Origin of the sequence: Pseudomonas sp. VD-NE ins (assembly GCF_031882575.1) — a bacterium.
In the GTDB taxonomy this organism is placed as follows: Bacteria; Pseudomonadota; Gammaproteobacteria; order Pseudomonadales; family Pseudomonadaceae; genus Aquipseudomonas; species Aquipseudomonas fluorescens_BZ.
On record NZ_CP134772.1, the window covers coordinates 1,927,545 to 1,942,479 of the forward strand.

The 14,935-nt window shown below is 59.3% G+C and carries 11 protein-coding genes and 4 tRNA genes; 10 read left to right on the forward strand and 5 right to left on the reverse strand.

What is annotated here, in order from left to right; all coding sequences use genetic code 11:
• Positions 1 to 337: 337 nt before the first annotated feature.
• Together RMV17_RS08530 and rmuC are read left to right on the forward strand one after the other, a co-directional pair.
• Positions 338 to 661: a sel1 repeat family protein gene (locus RMV17_RS08530; protein WP_108227177.1), complete on the forward strand. Its 324-nt coding sequence runs from the start codon at positions 338 to 340 to the stop codon at positions 659 to 661.
• A 175-nt stretch (positions 662 to 836) separates the two neighbouring features.
• Positions 837 to 2,201: a DNA recombination protein RmuC gene (rmuC, locus tag RMV17_RS08535; protein ID WP_162483043.1), complete on the forward strand. Its 1,365-nt coding sequence runs from the start codon at positions 837 to 839 to the stop codon at positions 2,199 to 2,201.
• A 110-nt stretch (positions 2,202 to 2,311) separates the two neighbouring features.
• Here the strand turns inward: rmuC and RMV17_RS08540 are convergent, their stop codons facing one another.
• Together RMV17_RS08540 and RMV17_RS08545 are read right to left on the reverse strand one after the other, a co-directional pair.
• Positions 2,312 to 5,782, reverse strand: coding sequence for a PAS domain-containing hybrid sensor histidine kinase/response regulator (locus RMV17_RS08540; protein WP_108227175.1), 3,471 nt, complete (start codon positions 5,780 to 5,782; stop codon positions 2,312 to 2,314).
• A gap of 247 nt (positions 5,783 to 6,029) precedes the next feature.
• Entirely contained in the window at positions 6,030 to 6,572 is a 543-nt protein-coding gene (locus RMV17_RS08545; protein WP_311886254.1) for a TetR/AcrR family transcriptional regulator, read from the reverse strand.
• 91 nt (positions 6,573 to 6,663) lie between these two features.
• Between RMV17_RS08545 and RMV17_RS08550 the strand changes: the two genes are divergently transcribed.
• The 4 genes from RMV17_RS08550 (at position 6,664) to RMV17_RS08565 (ending at position 11,445) form a co-directional block, all read left to right on the forward strand.
• Positions 6,664 to 7,851: an MFS transporter gene (locus RMV17_RS08550; protein WP_311886255.1), complete on the forward strand. Its 1,188-nt coding sequence runs from the start codon at positions 6,664 to 6,666 to the stop codon at positions 7,849 to 7,851.
• A 51-nt stretch (positions 7,852 to 7,902) separates the two neighbouring features.
• The gene (locus RMV17_RS08555; RefSeq protein WP_108227172.1) at positions 7,903 to 8,214 is read left to right on the forward strand and encodes a cupin domain-containing protein; all 312 of its coding nucleotides are present in this window, start codon (positions 7,903 to 7,905) and stop codon (positions 8,212 to 8,214) included.
• A gap of 105 nt (positions 8,215 to 8,319) precedes the next feature.
• Positions 8,320 to 9,471 carry a TDT family transporter gene (locus tag RMV17_RS08560; protein ID WP_108227189.1) on the forward strand — a complete coding sequence of 384 codons (1,152 nt, stop codon included), beginning with the start codon at positions 8,320 to 8,322 and terminating at the stop codon, positions 9,469 to 9,471.
• Between the two features lie 99 nt (positions 9,472 to 9,570).
• Positions 9,571 to 11,445: an MFS transporter gene (locus RMV17_RS08565; protein WP_311886256.1), complete on the forward strand. Its 1,875-nt coding sequence runs from the start codon at positions 9,571 to 9,573 to the stop codon at positions 11,443 to 11,445.
• A 120-nt stretch (positions 11,446 to 11,565) separates the two neighbouring features.
• Here RMV17_RS08565 and sugE read toward each other — a convergent pair whose 3' ends face one another.
• The 3 genes from sugE to rdgC form a co-directional block, all read right to left on the reverse strand.
• The gene (sugE, locus tag RMV17_RS08570; RefSeq protein WP_003223093.1) at positions 11,566 to 11,880 is read right to left on the reverse strand and encodes a quaternary ammonium compound efflux SMR transporter SugE; all 315 of its coding nucleotides are present in this window, start codon (positions 11,878 to 11,880) and stop codon (positions 11,566 to 11,568) included.
• Between the two features lie 119 nt (positions 11,881 to 11,999).
• Positions 12,000 to 12,965 carry a bile acid:sodium symporter family protein gene (locus RMV17_RS08575; protein ID WP_034156210.1) on the reverse strand — a complete coding sequence of 322 codons (966 nt, stop codon included), beginning with the start codon at positions 12,963 to 12,965 and terminating at the stop codon, positions 12,000 to 12,002.
• Positions 12,966 to 13,126: 161 nt separating this feature from the next.
• Positions 13,127 to 14,047, reverse strand: coding sequence for a recombination-associated protein RdgC (rdgC, locus tag RMV17_RS08580; protein WP_007919763.1), 921 nt, complete (start codon positions 14,045 to 14,047; stop codon positions 13,127 to 13,129).
• Positions 14,048 to 14,206: 159 nt separating this feature from the next.
• On the opposite strand from rdgC, the gene RMV17_RS08585 reads away from it, so the two are divergent.
• From RMV17_RS08585 to RMV17_RS08600, 4 genes are all read left to right on the forward strand, one after another.
• Positions 14,207 to 14,282: transfer RNA gene (locus tag RMV17_RS08585), tRNA-Val, on the forward strand.
• Between the two features lie 19 nt (positions 14,283 to 14,301).
• Positions 14,302 to 14,378 (forward strand) — tRNA-Asp (locus RMV17_RS08590).
• 191 nt (positions 14,379 to 14,569) lie between these two features.
• Positions 14,570 to 14,645, forward strand: a tRNA-Val gene (locus RMV17_RS08595).
• 19 nt (positions 14,646 to 14,664) lie between these two features.
• Positions 14,665 to 14,741: transfer RNA gene (locus RMV17_RS08600), tRNA-Asp, on the forward strand.
• Positions 14,742 to 14,935 lie beyond the last annotated feature (194 nt).

A 14,935-nucleotide genomic window follows, 5' to 3' on the forward strand; every position in this document is an offset into this window, starting at 1 on the left:
TATAACCAGGTAACAGGTACTTGTGCACATTAGTTGCGCAAGCTGTAACGGCACTGTCATATCAATCCTGACCCCGATGGCTGCCTGCATCGAAAGTTTAAGTCAATGAAAAACATCGCTTTTTTTTGTTGGTGAAAAAATCGTCAGTTTGACTGCGGGCCCCATTCCATAAGGCTTTGCGAGGGTTGGAGGACGGTTGTCCACTGAGTTATCCACAGCTTCTGTGGATTGTCCCGAGCGCTTGCTCTAGGACGGGCGTGCCGGGTTGTTTTTCGACTTTACCTGTAAGAAAAAGAGAGTAGAGTGGCGCGCCTTCCGATTCGTCCCACAGTGCTTTATGAAGTTTCGCTCAGTATCAGACTCTGTTACCTCACAACCTTCTCCTGTTACCCCGCCCAAGCGATTTACCGTTCGCGTCGCCGAGTGGTTGCTCGACAGCCCGCGCCTGAGCGACAGTCATAATGCCAAGCACCTCGCTGGGCGCCTGCTCAAACAGCCGGCGCGTGATGGCGTCGTGGCTGCACAAAGCCGTCTCGGCCAATTGATGTGCCGCGAGTGCGGTAACGCACGGGATCGTCGCATCGGTCAGGATCTGCTGCGCCAGGCCGCCCGTGCCGGCGATCGTCGTGCGCAGCGGGAACTCGGTCTGCTCGAAGACTGAGCTGTCCAAGACCTGACACCTTGGTTAACCTTCAGGCTTTATAAGATCGGCGGGAGTGGCTATGGCGATGGACTTGACCAGCGTATTGCTGGGGCTTGCAGGGGCGGGATTGCCACTGCTGGCGCTGGCCTGGCAACTGCAACGCCGGGCGAGCAACAACCAGGCCGAGGTCGCCCTGCTCGAAGAGCGGCTGGCCATGGCCCAACTGGCGCAGGACGGGCTCAACGCGCAGCTTGATGCCAGCCGCGACGAAATCGCCGACCTCGGTCAGGCCAATGCCGCGAAGCAGGCTGATCTTGCCGCCCTGCGCCGCGAAGTCGAGTTGCTGCAAATCGAGCGCGACGACGCCCGCGATGCCTCCCACGCCTGGAACCTCGAACGCGCAAACAAAGAAGCCGAACTGCGCCGCCTCGATGCTCAGGCGGCCTCGCTGAACGCGGAGTTACGCGAGCAACAGGAAAGCCATCAGCAGCGCCTCAACGACCTGCAAGGCTCGCGCGATGAACTGCGTGCGCAGTTTGCCGAACTCGCCGGGAAGATCTTCGATGAGCGCGAGCAGCGCTTTGCCGAGACCAGTCAGCAACGTCTTGGGCAGTTGCTCGACCCGCTCAAGGAACGTATTCAGTCCTTCGAAAAACGTGTCGAAGAAAGTTATCAGGCCGAGGCCCGTGAGCGTTTCTCGCTGGCCAAGGAGCTGGAGCGCTTGCAGGCGCTCAATCTGCGTCTGAGCGACGAAGCCACTAACCTGACCCGAGCCCTCAAAGGCCAGAAAACCCAAGGCAACTGGGGCGAGCTGATTCTCGAGCGAGTGCTTGAGCATGCCGGTCTGGAGAAGGGCCGCGAGTACCAGACGCAGGTCAACCTCAAAGGCCCGGACGGCGAGCGCTTCCAGCCTGACGTGATCATTTACCTGCCGGGCGACAAGCAAGTGGTGGTGGACTCCAAGGTGAGTCTCACCGCCTATCAGCAATACGTGGCTGCCGACGACGACACCCTCGGACAGATCGCGATCAAGCAGCATGTGCTGTCATTGCGCAATCACGTCAAAGGCCTGGCCGGCAAGGATTACAAGCGCCTGGAAGGCCTGCACAGCCTCGATTTCGTTTTGCTGTTTGTGCCGATCGAAGCGGCGTTTTCGGCGGCATTGCAGGCTGAGCCATCACTGTTTCAGGACGCCTTCGACCGCAATATCGTCATCGTCAGCCCGACCACGTTGCTGGCGACTTTGCGCGTGATCGACAGCCTGTGGAAGCAGGAACGCCAAAGCCAGAACGCCCGGGAAATCGCCGAGCGCGCTGGCTGGCTGTACGACAAGTTCGTGCTGTTCATTCAGGATCTGGACGAGGTCGGCAATCGCCTGCAGCAACTGGATAAAGCCTACAGCTCAGCGCGTAACAAGCTGACAGAGGGGCGCGGTAATCTGGTCAGTCGCAGTGAACAGCTCAAGTTGCTCGGTGCTCGGGCGAGCAAGAGTTTGCCAGCGGACTTGCTGGAGCGGGCGATGACCGATGTCGATGGGTTGGTCGAGCTGCCGGAATAACCCGAAAAGCTTCGTCGGATCGCCGCCCGGAGCAAGCTCGCTCCCACATTGGAATGCATTTCAAACTGTGGGAGCGAGCTTGCTCGCGAAGGCGCCAGTGACGTCACCACCTACAACGGCAAATACCGACTCAACAACGCCCGCAACGCCGCCGGCTTCACCGGTTTCGGCAGATAATCCAGCCCCGCCGCATGCACCTGCGCAACCATCTCCGGTCGCCCGTCAGCACTGATCACCACCCCTGGCACCGGCTCGCCCAGGCTTGTACGCAACCACGCCATCAGCTCAGTCCCGGTATCGCCGTGGTCGAGGTGATAGTCGACCAACGCCAGTTGCGGTCGCACGCCGTCACTTAACAGCGCTGCACATTCTTCGCGATTGCGCGCTGTCCATACCTGACAACCCCAGCGACTGAGCAGGCTGTTCATGCCGATCAGAATGCTGTCTTCATTGTCGATGCACAGCACCCGCGCGCCGCTTGGCAACTTGCCATTTATTTCGGCGGCAGCACTTGCCGGCTGAGCCTGCGAGCGGGCCAACGGTACGCTGACGCTGAACACGCTGCCGCGCCCGGGCCATGAGCGCACGCGCAGCGTATGACCCAGCACGCGACACAGACCATCGGCAATCGCTAAACCCAGGCCAAGGCCTTTTTCAGCACGGGTCTGATGACTGTCGAGGCGCTTGAACTCCTCGAAAATCACCTGTTGTTTGTCTTCTGGAATACCCGGCCCGCGATCCCACACCTCCAGACACAATTCGCCGCCGCGTCGCCGCACGCCCAACAGCACCGGGCCTTTGGCGTAGCGAAAAGCGTTAGTCAGGAAGTTCTGCAAAATGCGCCGGAGCAATTTGATGTCGCTGTCGATGCGCAGATGGCTGCCGCGCACACGGAAGGTCAAACCCTGTTCCTGCGCCAGTGCCTTGAATTCCGCGCCGAGTGTGTCAAACAGTTCATTGACCGCAAACGCCTTGCGATCCGGGTTGATCTTGCCGTTTTCCAGGCGGGAAATGTCCAGCAGATCGCTGATCAGATCCTCGGCCGAGCGCAGCGAACTGTCGAGGTGTTGCACCAGTTTCTGCGCTTCGCTGCTCAGGCCGTCGTCCTGATGCGAGAGGGCAGCGGAGAACAGGCGCGCGGCGTTCAGCGGTTGCATCAAGTCATGGCTGACCGCCGCGAGGAAACGGGTTTTCGACTGGTTGGCAGCTTCGGCGGTGCCCTTGGCTTCGGTCAGGGCGACGTTGAGTTGCGACAACTCCTGAGTGCGCTCGCTGACCCGTTGTTCCAGGCCTTCGTTGGCCTCGGTCAGCGCTTGTTCGGCTTCGCGGAACGCGGTGATGTCGGTGAAACTCATGACGAAGCCGCCGCCGGGCATCGGATTGCCGATCAACTCGATCACCCGGCCATTGGGGAACAGCCGTTCAGAGGTGTGCGCGCGGCCCTGGCGCATCCAGTGCAAACGGCGGGCGACGTGGACTTCGGCTTCGCCGGGCCCGCACAAGCCGCGCTCGGCGTTGTAGCGAATGATGTCGGCAATCGGCCGGCCGACGCTGATCAAACCGTCCGGGTAGTTGAACAGTTCCAGATAGCGACGGTTCCAGGCCACCAGTTTCAGCGACTGGTCGACCACGCTGATGCCCTGGGTGATGTTCTCGATAGCGCCTTGCAAAAGGGCGCGGTTGAACTGCAGCACTTCCGAAGCTTCGTCAGCGATTCGGACTACATCCTCCAGTTGCATTTCCCGACCTTCGATGGCGGCTTTTACTACAGCACGCGTCGAAGATGCGCCGAGCACACCGGCCAACAAACGCTCGGTGTGGGCGATCCATTCGCCGTCGGCATTCTGGTTCGGGTTAAAGCCCTTGCCCTGACGATAAGCGAAACGGATAAAGCTCTGGCGCGCACGTTCCTCACCGACAAAGCGCGCGGCCAGTTGCAGCAAATCGTCGATCTGCACCGCAAGCATCGAGCGCGCGCTCGGCCGTGCACTGATTTCCTGACCGATAAAACGCCCGGCCTGCCAGTGTTCCGACACCCGCGTGCGCGACAGCACCGAGACCCAGGCGAACAGTGTGAAATTACCGGCCAGCGACAGCACCACACCTTGGGTCAGTGGGGTAATCGGCAGGTTCAGCGGATTGCTGTGCAGCCACGCCAGCCCCGGAAAACTGCTCAGCGACCAACCGAGACTGTGCGCGGCAATCGGTAGGATCAGCGTGTAGAACCAGAGGAAAGTGCCCGCAGCCAAACCGGCGAAAACACCACGGCGGTTGGCCTGTTTCCAGTACAAGGCGCCGAGCATGGCCGGTGCCAGTTGGGTCACCGCCGCAAAGGCAATCTGGCCGATGGTCGCCAGGCTAGCGGTCGAGCCGAGCAAGCGATAGCTGACGTACGCCAGTAACAGAATCACCACGATGCTGACGCGGCGCACCGAGAGCATCCACTGGCGGAACACTTCGAACGGACGCTCGGCGTTATTGCGCCGCAGCAGCCACGGCAACAGCATGTCGTTGGAGACCATGGTCGATAACGCCACGCTGGCAACAATCACCATGCCGGTCGCCGCGGAGGCGCCACCGATAAAGGCCAGCACCGCCAGCGCCGGATGCGCTTGGGCCAACGGCAGGCTGATCACGAACGAGTCGGGCAAGACGTCGCTTGGCAGCATCATCTGACCAGCCAGCGCGATGGGCACGACAAACAGTGCGGCCAGCGCCAGATAGGCGGGAAACACCCATTTGGCCAGACGCAGATCCTGCGGATCGATGTTCTCCACCACCGTCACATGGAACTGTCGTGGCAGGCAGATGATCGCCATCATCGCCACGCCGGTCTGCACCACCATCGACGGCCAGTTAATGGTTTCTTTCCAGTACTCTTCAAGCCGCGGCGCGAGCATCGCCTGATTGAACAGGTCATCGAAACCGTCATACAGGCCAAACGTCACGAAGGCGCCGACGGCGAGAAAGGCAAACAGTTTGACCAGTGATTCGAAGGCAATCGCCAGCACCATGCCACGGTGATGCTCGGTGGCGTCGAGATTGCGCGTGCCGAAGACGATGGTGAACAGCGCCAGCACCAGTGACACGATCAGCGCGGTGTCTTGGGCACGGGTGCCCATGGCGTCGGCGCCGGCGCCGATCAGCAGGTTTACGCCAAGGACAATGCCTTTGAGTTGCAGGGCGATGTAGGGCAGGACGCCGACCAGACAGATCAGCGCAACGACCACCGCCAGCGATTGCGATTTGCCGTAGCGCGCGGCGATAAAGTCAGCGATGGAGGTGATGTTCTCCTGTTTGCTGATCATCACCATTTTCTGTAGGACCCACGGCGCGCCCACCAGCAGCAGGATCGGCCCGAGGTAAATTGGCAGGAATGACCACAGTTGTTCCGCTGCCTGGCCAACGGCGCCGAAGAACGTCCAGCTGGTGCAGTAAACCGCCAGCGACAGGCTGTACACCCAGGCACGCATGCGCGGCGGCAACGGCGCGCTGCGCCGGTCGCCGTAGAAGGCGATGGCGAACATGATGGCCATATAGGCCAGGGCGACGGCGGCGATCAGCCCGGTGGACAACGACATGCAACACTCCCGACAGAAGACTCCCCGGCACTCCTGCCCGGGCGGACAGTCTCGCATGCGCGGGGCGGTTAGTCAGTGTCGACCAAGGTCGTGGCGTGGCGGGGTGTCGCAGGAGGGGAACCGGGTGGTTTCTGGGGTGACCGGTCGGGCCTCATCGCTGGCAAGCCAGCTCTCACATTATTCACGGCGCCCACAAAATTTGGGTTCACTGGAGATCATTGTGGGAGCTGGCTTGCCAGCGATGGCGTCAGTCCTGCTGCAACGCGATATCAATCAACCTGTGCAATTCTTCCACTTCCAGTGCCGCCGCCGAAAACAGAATCCGAAACACCACCGGCGCGACCACCAGATTGATCAACCGATCGACACTCGGCGCCGTCTCATCAGGATGCCGCTCAATGATCGTCTGCAACTGCGCACCAATGATCGTCACGCAATACCCCGGCGTAGCACTGGCCTGCACGTCGCGCATCATGTTGCGCCCAGGCTCCGAGCTCATTTCATCGAGATATTGCTCGGCCCACGCACGAATATCGCTGCGCAAACTGCCGGTTTGCGCCGGCTCGCTGTCCGGTCGCATGCGGGCGAGGGCGACGTCGGCCAATAACGCCGAAAGATCACCCCAACGCCGATAAATCGTCGACGGCGTCACCCCTGCACGCGCGGCGATTTGCGGGACGGTCACGCTCGAGCGCTCCTGTTCCTGCAAAAGCGCGCGGACTGCCGAATGAATTGCATCTTGCACCCGGGCACTGCGGCCGCCGGGGCGTAAACCTTCTTTAATAGCCATGGCGCAGACCTTAACACAAAGAATTTGCTTTAAGCGCGAGGCGGTAGCACACTCCGCAAAAGCAAAAAATTAGCTTTTGCGGAGTGTGCACATGACCAGCCTTGCTTCCAACCGATCCGGCCTGTGGTTTCTGGCGATCACCTTACTCGGTTTTCTCGCTGCATCCACAGCGCCGACGCCTTTGTATCACCTGTATCAGGATCAACTGCACTTCTCGGCTGCGGTGCTGACGCTGATCTTCGGTGTCTACGCCCTCAGCCTGTTGGCGGCGCTATTAACCGTCGGCTCGCTGTCCGATCACCTCGGACGCAAGCCGGTGATCTTCACCGCCGTGCTGCTCAACGCGTTGGCGATGCTGCTGTTTATCTACGCCGACAGCGTGGCGTGGCTGATCAGCGCGCGTGTTCTGCAAGGGTTTGCTACCGGCATGGCCACCGCTGTTTTAAGCGCGACGTTGCTCGACACTGATCGTCAGCAAGGGCCGTTGATCAACAGTGTGGCGCCGTTGCTCGGCATGGCATTGGGCGGCATGGGTTGCGGTTTGTTGGCCGAATTTGCGCCAGCACCGTTGCGGCTGACCTATTGGCTGCTGCTCGCACTGTTTGTATTGCAGGGCATTTATGTATGGCGCTTGCCGGAAAGCGTTACGCCGCAAGCCGGAGCGTGGGCATCGTTGCGGCCGACTTTGCATGTGCCGGTGCAGGCCCGATCTACGCTGTGGCGAGTGTTGCCGCTGAACACCGCAACCTGGGCGCTCGGTGGTTTCTATGCCTCCCTCGCGCCATCGCTGGTGCGCACCGCCACCGGTTCGACTTCCAATCTGATCGGCGGCGCAACCGTGGCAGCCTTGACGGTGACCGGAGCATTGATGATTTTCACGCTGCGCAATCGTCCCGCGACAAGGGCATTGCAGTTAGGCGCGAGCCTGTTGCCTATCGGTCTTGTGCTGATTCTGCTGGGGGTGCATAGCGCCAGTCTGCCGCTGTTTTTCCTCGGTACGCTGGTGGCCGGTTGCGGCTTTGGTTCGGGATTTCTCGGCGCCGTGCGCAGCCTCGTGCCGCTGGCTTTGCCTCACGAGCGGGCGGGGTTGATGGCGGCGTATTACGTGCTCAGTTATCTGGCGTTCTGCCTGCCGGCGTTGCTCGCCGGGCACTTGTCGCGCAGCTACGGTTTGTTGGCAACCACTGATGGTTACGGAGCGATTTTGATCGTGCTGGCCGTCGGCGCGTTGTTGCTCAGCCTGCGTCCTGCGCCGGCCAAAGTGTGCAGCGCTCCATAATCGCAGCTGTTTCGGTTAGCCTTGGCCAGCCTTCTTTTCACGGATCGACTCATGAAGATTATTCGCAGCAAGACCTTCACCGCCGAGCGCGCCTGGGGTGCGCTGGACATCGCCAACATGAACGGCATCACCACGCGCCTGCACTGGACGGATCAGCCGTACAAATGGCACATCAACGACGGCGAGGAAGTGTTTGTGGTGCTGGATGGTCAAGTGCTGATGCATTATCGCGAGCAGGGCGAAGAAAAACAGGTGCAGCTTGATGTCGGCGACATCTTCTATGCGAGCGTCGGCACCGAGCATGTCGCCCATCCACAAGGCGCGGCGCGGATTCTGGTGATCGAGAGTGAGGGCAGTGTCTGACTGCTTATTGGTAAAACAGATAACAGTTAGAGATATTACCCGTTATATAGATATTCGATTCGGTTCTACCATGGACTCAACCTCACCAGAGGAGAGGAGTTCATGATGACTTGCCCCAACAGCGCCAAACCCGGCATCAAGCCGTTCAGCCAGCTTCAGCATCCGCGCGAAGTGATCCGCCAATTCACCCCGAACTGGTTCGCCGCGACCATGGGCACCGGGGTGCTGGCGTTGGCGCTCGCACAATTGCCGCTGGCCATTCCAGGCCTGCACGCCATCGCTGAAGGTTTGTGGTTGTTCAACATTCTGTTGTTCAGCCTGTTTACCGCTGCCTACGCTGCGCGCTGGATCTTGTTCTTCGATGAAGCGCGGCGGATTTTCGGCCACTCCACGGTATCGATGTTCTTCGGCACCATTCCCATGGGGCTGGCGACGATCATCAACGGCTTTCTGCTGTTTGGTCTGCCACGCTGGGGCGACGGCGTGATCCACCTCGCCGAAGTGCTGTGGTGGATCGACGTGGCCATGTCGCTGGCCTGTGGTGTGTTGATTCCGTACATGATGTTTACCCGTCAGGAACACAGCATCGACCAGATGACTGCGGTTTGGCTGTTACCGGTAGTCGCCGCCGAAGTGGCGGCGGCCAGTGGAGGTTTGCTCGCGCCGCATCTCAGCGATGCTCACTCGCAACTGGTGGTGCTGACGACGAGCTACGTGCTCTGGGCCTTTTCCCTGCCGGTGGCGTTCAGCATTCTGACGATCCTGCTGCTGCGCATGGCCCTGCATAAACTGCCCCACGAAAACATGGCCGCCTCGAGCTGGCTGGCCCTCGGCCCGATCGGCACCGGCGCGCTGGGCATGTTGCTGCTCGGCGGAGATGCGCCTGCGATCTTCGCGGCGAATGGTCTGCCGGGTATCGGTGAAATCGCCTCGGGTCTTGGGCTTATTGCGGGGATTACCCTGTGGGGTTTCGGGCTGTGGTGGATGTTGATGGCGCTGCTGATCACCGTGCGTTACTTGCGTGACGGCATCCCGTTCAACCTCGGCTGGTGGGGGTTCACCTTCCCGTTAGGCGTGTATTCGTTGGCAACCTTGAAACTGGCGAGCACCCTGAACCTGACGTTTTTCAGCGTCTTCGGTACCGCGCTGGTGCTGTTGCTGGCGGTGATGTGGCTGATTGTCGGTAAACGCACCGTGCAAGGCGCGTGGCGTGGCGAGCTGTTTGTCTCGCCATGCATTGCAGGTTTGAAGAAATAACCTGAAAGTTTTAGGTAAGGTGTGGCCTGGATCGCGGTTCGAGATTCCAATAAGCAGTACCCAGGCCTCGCTACCCTCAACATCAGGAAAACACGGAAGATGAGTCACCCCTCACAGTTCAACCTGCTGCGCACGCGGCGCTTCTTGCCGTTTTTCATCACGCAGTCGCTTGGTGCGTTCAACGACAACGTGTTCAAGCAGTCACTGATTCTCGCCATTCTCTATCGCTTGACCATCGAGGGTGACCGCTCGATTTGGGTCAATCTGTGCGCGCTGCTGTTTATTCTGCCGTTCTTTTTGTTCTCGGCATTGGCCGGGCAGTTCGGGGAGAAGTTCGCCAAAGACGCGCTGATCCGTCTGATCAAACTCGCGGAAATCGCGATCATGGCCGTAGGATCAATCGGTTTCCTCTTTGATCACTTGTCGCTGATGCTGGTGGCACTGTTCGCCATGGGCACGCACTCGGCGCTGTTTGGACCGGTGAAATATTCGATCCTGCCGCAGGCCTTGCGCGAGGATGAGCTGGTGGGTGGTAACGGCCTGGTGGAGATGGGTACGTTTCTGGCGATTCTCGCCGGGACGATTGGTGCCGGGGTCATTATGTCGTCGACCCATTACGCGCCGCTGGTCTCGACTGCCATTGTCGGCATTGCCGTGCTGGGCTATCTGGCCAGTCGCAGCATTCCGCGCGCAGCGGCTTCCTCTCCGGAGATGCGCCTGAACTGGAACATCTTCAGTCAATCCTGGGCCACCCTGAAGCTCGGTCTGGGCCAGACGCCAGCGGTGTCGCGTTCGATAGTCGGCAACTCGTGGTTCTGGTTTGTCGGGGCGATTTACCTGACGCAGATTCCGGCCTACGCCAAGGAATGGATGCACGGCGATGAGACCGTGGTCACGCTGATCCTCACGGTGTTCTCGGTGGGTATTGCGTTGGGTTCGATGCTTTGCGAAAAGCTGTCCGGGCGCAAGGTCGAGATCGGTCTGGTGCCGTTCGGCTCGTTTGGTTTGACGGTATTCGGTCTGTTGTTGTGGTGGCATTCCGGCGGAATTCCTGACAGCGTCACCGGCCACAGCTGGATTGAAGTGCTGGGCTTCGTGCACACCTGGGCGGTGTTGGTCGACATTCTCGGTCTCGGCATCTTTGGTGGTTTTTACATCGTGCCGCTGTATGCCTTGATCCAGTCGCGAACCGCCGAAAACGAGCGGGCGCGGGTGATTGCCGCCAACAACATTCTCAACGCGTTGTTTATGGTGGTGTCGGCCATCGTCTCGATTGTGTTGTTGAGTGTGGCCAAGCTGTCGATCCCGCAGTTGTTTCTCGTGGTGTCGCTGCTGAACATCGGCGTCAACGCTTACATCTTCAAGATCGTCCCCGAATTCAGCATGCGCTTCATGATCTGGCTGCTCAGCCATTCCATGTACCGCGTCGAGCACCGCAACCTTGAGGCGATTCCCGATGAGGGCGCCGCGCTGTTAGTGTGCAATCACGTGTCGTTCGTCGATGCGTTGCTGATTGGTGGTGCAGTGCGTCGGCCGATTCGCTTTGTCATGTACTACAAAATCTACAACCTGCCGGTGCTGAACTTTATCTTCCGCACGGCGGGGACAATCCCGATTGCCGGACGTAATGAAGACATCCAGATTTACGAAAAGGCCTTCACCCGTATTGCTCAGTATCTGAAGGACGGAGAGTTGGTGTGCATCTTCCCGGAGGGCAAGTTGACGGCGGATGGCGAGATGAACGAGTTCAGAGGCGGGCTGACGCGGATTCTCGAGGAGACGCCGGTACCGGTGATTCCGTTGGCATTGCGGGGGTTGTGGGGGAGTTTCTTCAGTCGCGATCCGAACAAGGGCTTGTTTCACCGGTTGTGGTCGCGGGTGACGTTGGTGGCGGGTTCGCCGGTGGACGTTGATGCGGCTGAGCCGGCGAAGTTGCAGGCGTTGGTCGGGGAGTTGCGCGGGACAGTCAGATAGTTGGTGTCTGTACTGGCTCATCGCTGGCAAGCCAGCTCCCACAAAGATCTTCAGTGAACACCTGTTTGTGTACAGCATTGAACCTGTGGGAGCTGGCTTGCCAGCGATGGGGCCAGTGGCTTAAGCGCTGACCTTAAGGCCAATCAGCCCGGTAATGATCAACGCCACACTGGCCAGACGAATCAACGCCATCGACTCGCCGAACAGAATGATTCCGGCAATCACCGTGCCCACGGCACCGACACCGGTCCAGATCGCATAGGCCGTGCCCAGCGGCAATTCCTTCATCGCAAGGCCCAACAGGCCAAGGCTGATGGCCATGGCCGCAACGGTCAGAACGGTGGGGAGTGGGCGGGTGAAGCCGTCGGTGTATTTCAGGCCGACGGCCCAGCCGACTTCGAACAGGCCGGCGAAAAACAGAATGATCCAGGACATGAGAGACCTCCATCGATTGACGGGGTCGTCCCCAGATTAATAACTCGATCGAGCCGCAGGGTCGTCCCCGCGTTGCGCGATAGTTTGACCAGCATTAACCCGGGGATCAAGTTTCGAGGTCAGTCGGCCGCTTGCTGCGACAGTGCCTCGCGATCTTGCTTTTCACTCATGCGTCGGAAGTAAGTCGACAGCAGTGCGCCGGAGATATTGTGCCAGACGCTGAACAGCGCACTCGGCACCGCCGCCAACGGCGAAAAATGTGCACTGGCCAATGCCGCGCCCAACCCCGAATTCTGCATGCCCACTTCCAGCGCCAGCGACTTGCGCTGGGCCAACGGCAACTTGAACAGGCGTCCGGTGAAGTAGCCCAGCAAATAACCGAAGCTGTTGTGCAGCATTACTACAGCCATGATCAGCAGACCGGACTCAGCGATTTTTGCCTGACTGGCAGCCACTACGGCAGTCACGATGATCACGATGCTGACCACCGACACCAGTGGCAACACATCGACGGCGTGACGAACCTTGTCGCCAAGCAAGCGCTGGGCAACCACGCCAAGAATGATCGGCAACAACACCACTTGCAGGATCGACCAGAACAGCTCCATGAACGACACCGGCAACCACGCCGAAGCCAGCAGCCAGATCAGCGCCGGGGTCAGCAGCGGGGCGAGGAGGGTGGTGACGGCGGCAATGGCCACCGACAACGCCAGATCACCACGGGCCAGCCAGGTCATCACGTTGGACGAGGTGCCGCTCGGGCAGCAACCGACCAGAATCACCCCGACGGCGATTTCCGGCGGCAGGTGAAATATCTGGCAGAGCAACCACGCCACACCGGGCATGATCACGAAATGTGCAACCACGCCCAGCGCCACGCGCCATGGATGGCGGGCAACGGCAGCGAAGTCGTCGAGTTTGAGGGTCAGGCCCATGCCGAACATCACCAGGCCCAGCAACGGTACGATCGCACTTTTCAGGCCGAGGAACCACGCCGGTTGCAGGAACGCAATCACCGCGAAAATCAGAACCCAGTAAGCGAATGTGTTGCCGACAAAGCGGCTGAGTGCAGCCAGTGCGCGCATGGCTTGATCCTTATTATTGGTTACACCAACAAACACTGTGGGAGCTGGCTTGCCAGCGATGGCGGCGTGTCAGACTCCATATAAGCCATCTGTAACACCGCTATCGCTGGCAAGCCAGCTCCCACATTTGAACCGATTCCTTCACCAGGAACTGGTTGGCTTTAGATTCCTTGCGGAGTCTCTTCACCGCCCAATGCTTCAACCAGCGCCGGCAGGAAATCACCGAAAGTCAGCATCATCAGGGTGAAGCTGGCATCCAGTTGACCCAGCGCTTCATCACCACCGTCCTGCTCTGCCTGATCCTGCAACAGATCTTCGAACTTCAGACGCTTGACGGTCATCTTGTCATCGAGCATGAACGACAGTTTGTCCTGCCAGGCCAACGACAATTGAGTCACGACCTTGCCAGTGCTCAGGTGCAGCTGGATTTCTTCGCTGGTCAGGTCCTGACGCTTGCAACGGACGATACCGCCGTCTTCGTGGGTGTCGCGCAGTTCGCACTCGTCGAGTACATAGAAGTCGTCGGCGGCTTTTTGCGTGGTGACCCATTCGGTCATGGTCGCGGTTGGCGACATTTTTACCGTCAGTGGACGGACGGGCAGGGTGCCGATCACTTCACGCAGGGTCGACAGCAGGTCTTCAGCGCGTTTCGGGCTGGCCGAGTTGACCAGGATCAGGCCCTGTTTTGGCGCGATGGCGGCGAAGGTCGACGAGCGACGGATAAAGGCGCGCGGCAGGAACGCCTGGATGATTTCATCCTTGATCTGGTCGCGTTCCTTCTTATAGACCTTGCGCATCTGCTCGGCTTCGATCTCCTCGACCTTTTCCTTGACCGCGTCACGCACGACGCTGCCCGGCAGAATGCGTTCTTCTTTACGCGCGGAGATCAGCAGGAAGTCACCGCTGACGTGCACCAATGGAGCATCTTCGCCTTTGCCGAACGGCGCGACGAAACCGTAGGTGGTCAACTCCTGGCTTGCACATGGACGCGCCAGTTTGGTGGCCAGTGCAGTTTCCAGCGCCTCGGCATCGACAGGCAGGTCTTGGGTCAGGCGATAGATAAGCAGGTTTTTGAACCACATGGGGTGAGTCTCTCCTTTATACAAAGGGGGGCATTATTGTCTTCGCCGTCTCATAGGCCAACCCTTCTCTAAGCCTTTGGAAGGCCTGAGAAAATTATTTAAAAAAGTGCTTGCCAGAGGTTGGGTCGCTCCGTAGAATGCGCGCCACACCGAAGCGAAGGGTGATTAGCTCAGCTGGGAGAGCGTCTGCCTTACAAGCAGAATGTCGGCGGTTCGATCCCGTCATCACCCACCATTCGTTTCAAGTGTTTAGCGCAGCGGTAGTTCAGTCGGTTAGAATACCGGCCTGTCACGCCGGGGGTCGCGGGTTCGAGTCCCGTCCGCTGCGCCATATTCGGTAACCTGGACCACTGAACGCCAGGTCACCACGGAAAAACCCGCCAAGGCGGGTTTTTTTCTGCTCCAAGGTTGTACCCGCGGGATGTGTCGTTTCACTGGTTTTCGGATTTATTTGAAAAAAACTTCAATTAAATCAACACATTACGAAAACTTGTGGCATAATGCGTCCCGTAACGAAGCGAAGGGTGATTAGCTCAGCTGGGAGAGCGTCTGCCTTACAAGCAGAATGTCGGCGGTTCGATCCCGTCATCACCCACCATTCGTTTCAAGCGTTTCGCGCAGCGGTAGTTCAGTCGGTTAGAATACCGGCCTGTCACGCCGGGGGTCGCGGGTTCGAGTCCCGTCCGCTGCGCCATATTCGGAATCTGGAACACTGAACGCCAGATTCCACAGAAAGCCCGCCTAGTGCGGGCTTTTTGCTGTCTGGCGTTTGAGTATTTTTCGCTGCATATATCTATGTAGTGCCTGCCAGCCAAGCCGCTTTCGGACAATGGGCAACGTTGTTCATGACTCATTTCGCGTCATGAATTGGTTCAATTGCCTACCGAG

Bases quoted from the DNA above. Each gene is read 5' to 3' on its own strand.
- RMV17_RS08530 (WP_108227177.1), top strand. From the start codon at position 338: ATGAAGTTTCGCTCAGTATCAGACTCTGTTACCTCACAACCTTCTCCT.
- RMV17_RS08540 (WP_108227175.1), bottom strand. From the start codon at position 5,782: ATGTCGTTGTCCACCGGGCTGATCGCCGCCGTCGCCCTGGCCTATATG.
- RMV17_RS08545 (WP_311886254.1), bottom strand. From the start codon at position 6,572: ATGGCTATTAAAGAAGGTTTACGCCCCGGCGGCCGCAGTGCCCGGGTG.
- RMV17_RS08550 (WP_311886255.1), top strand. From the start codon at position 6,664: ATGACCAGCCTTGCTTCCAACCGATCCGGCCTGTGGTTTCTGGCGATC.
- RMV17_RS08555 (WP_108227172.1), top strand. From the start codon at position 7,903: ATGAAGATTATTCGCAGCAAGACCTTCACCGCCGAGCGCGCCTGGGGT.
- RMV17_RS08560 (WP_108227189.1), top strand. From the start codon at position 8,320: ATGACTTGCCCCAACAGCGCCAAACCCGGCATCAAGCCGTTCAGCCAG.
- RMV17_RS08565 (WP_311886256.1), top strand. From the start codon at position 9,571: ATGAGTCACCCCTCACAGTTCAACCTGCTGCGCACGCGGCGCTTCTTG.
- sugE (WP_003223093.1), bottom strand. From the start codon at position 11,880: ATGTCCTGGATCATTCTGTTTTTCGCCGGCCTGTTCGAAGTCGGCTGG.
- RMV17_RS08575 (WP_034156210.1), bottom strand. From the start codon at position 12,965: ATGCGCGCACTGGCTGCACTCAGCCGCTTTGTCGGCAACACATTCGCT.
- rdgC (WP_007919763.1), bottom strand. From the start codon at position 14,047: ATGTGGTTCAAAAACCTGCTTATCTATCGCCTGACCCAAGACCTGCCT.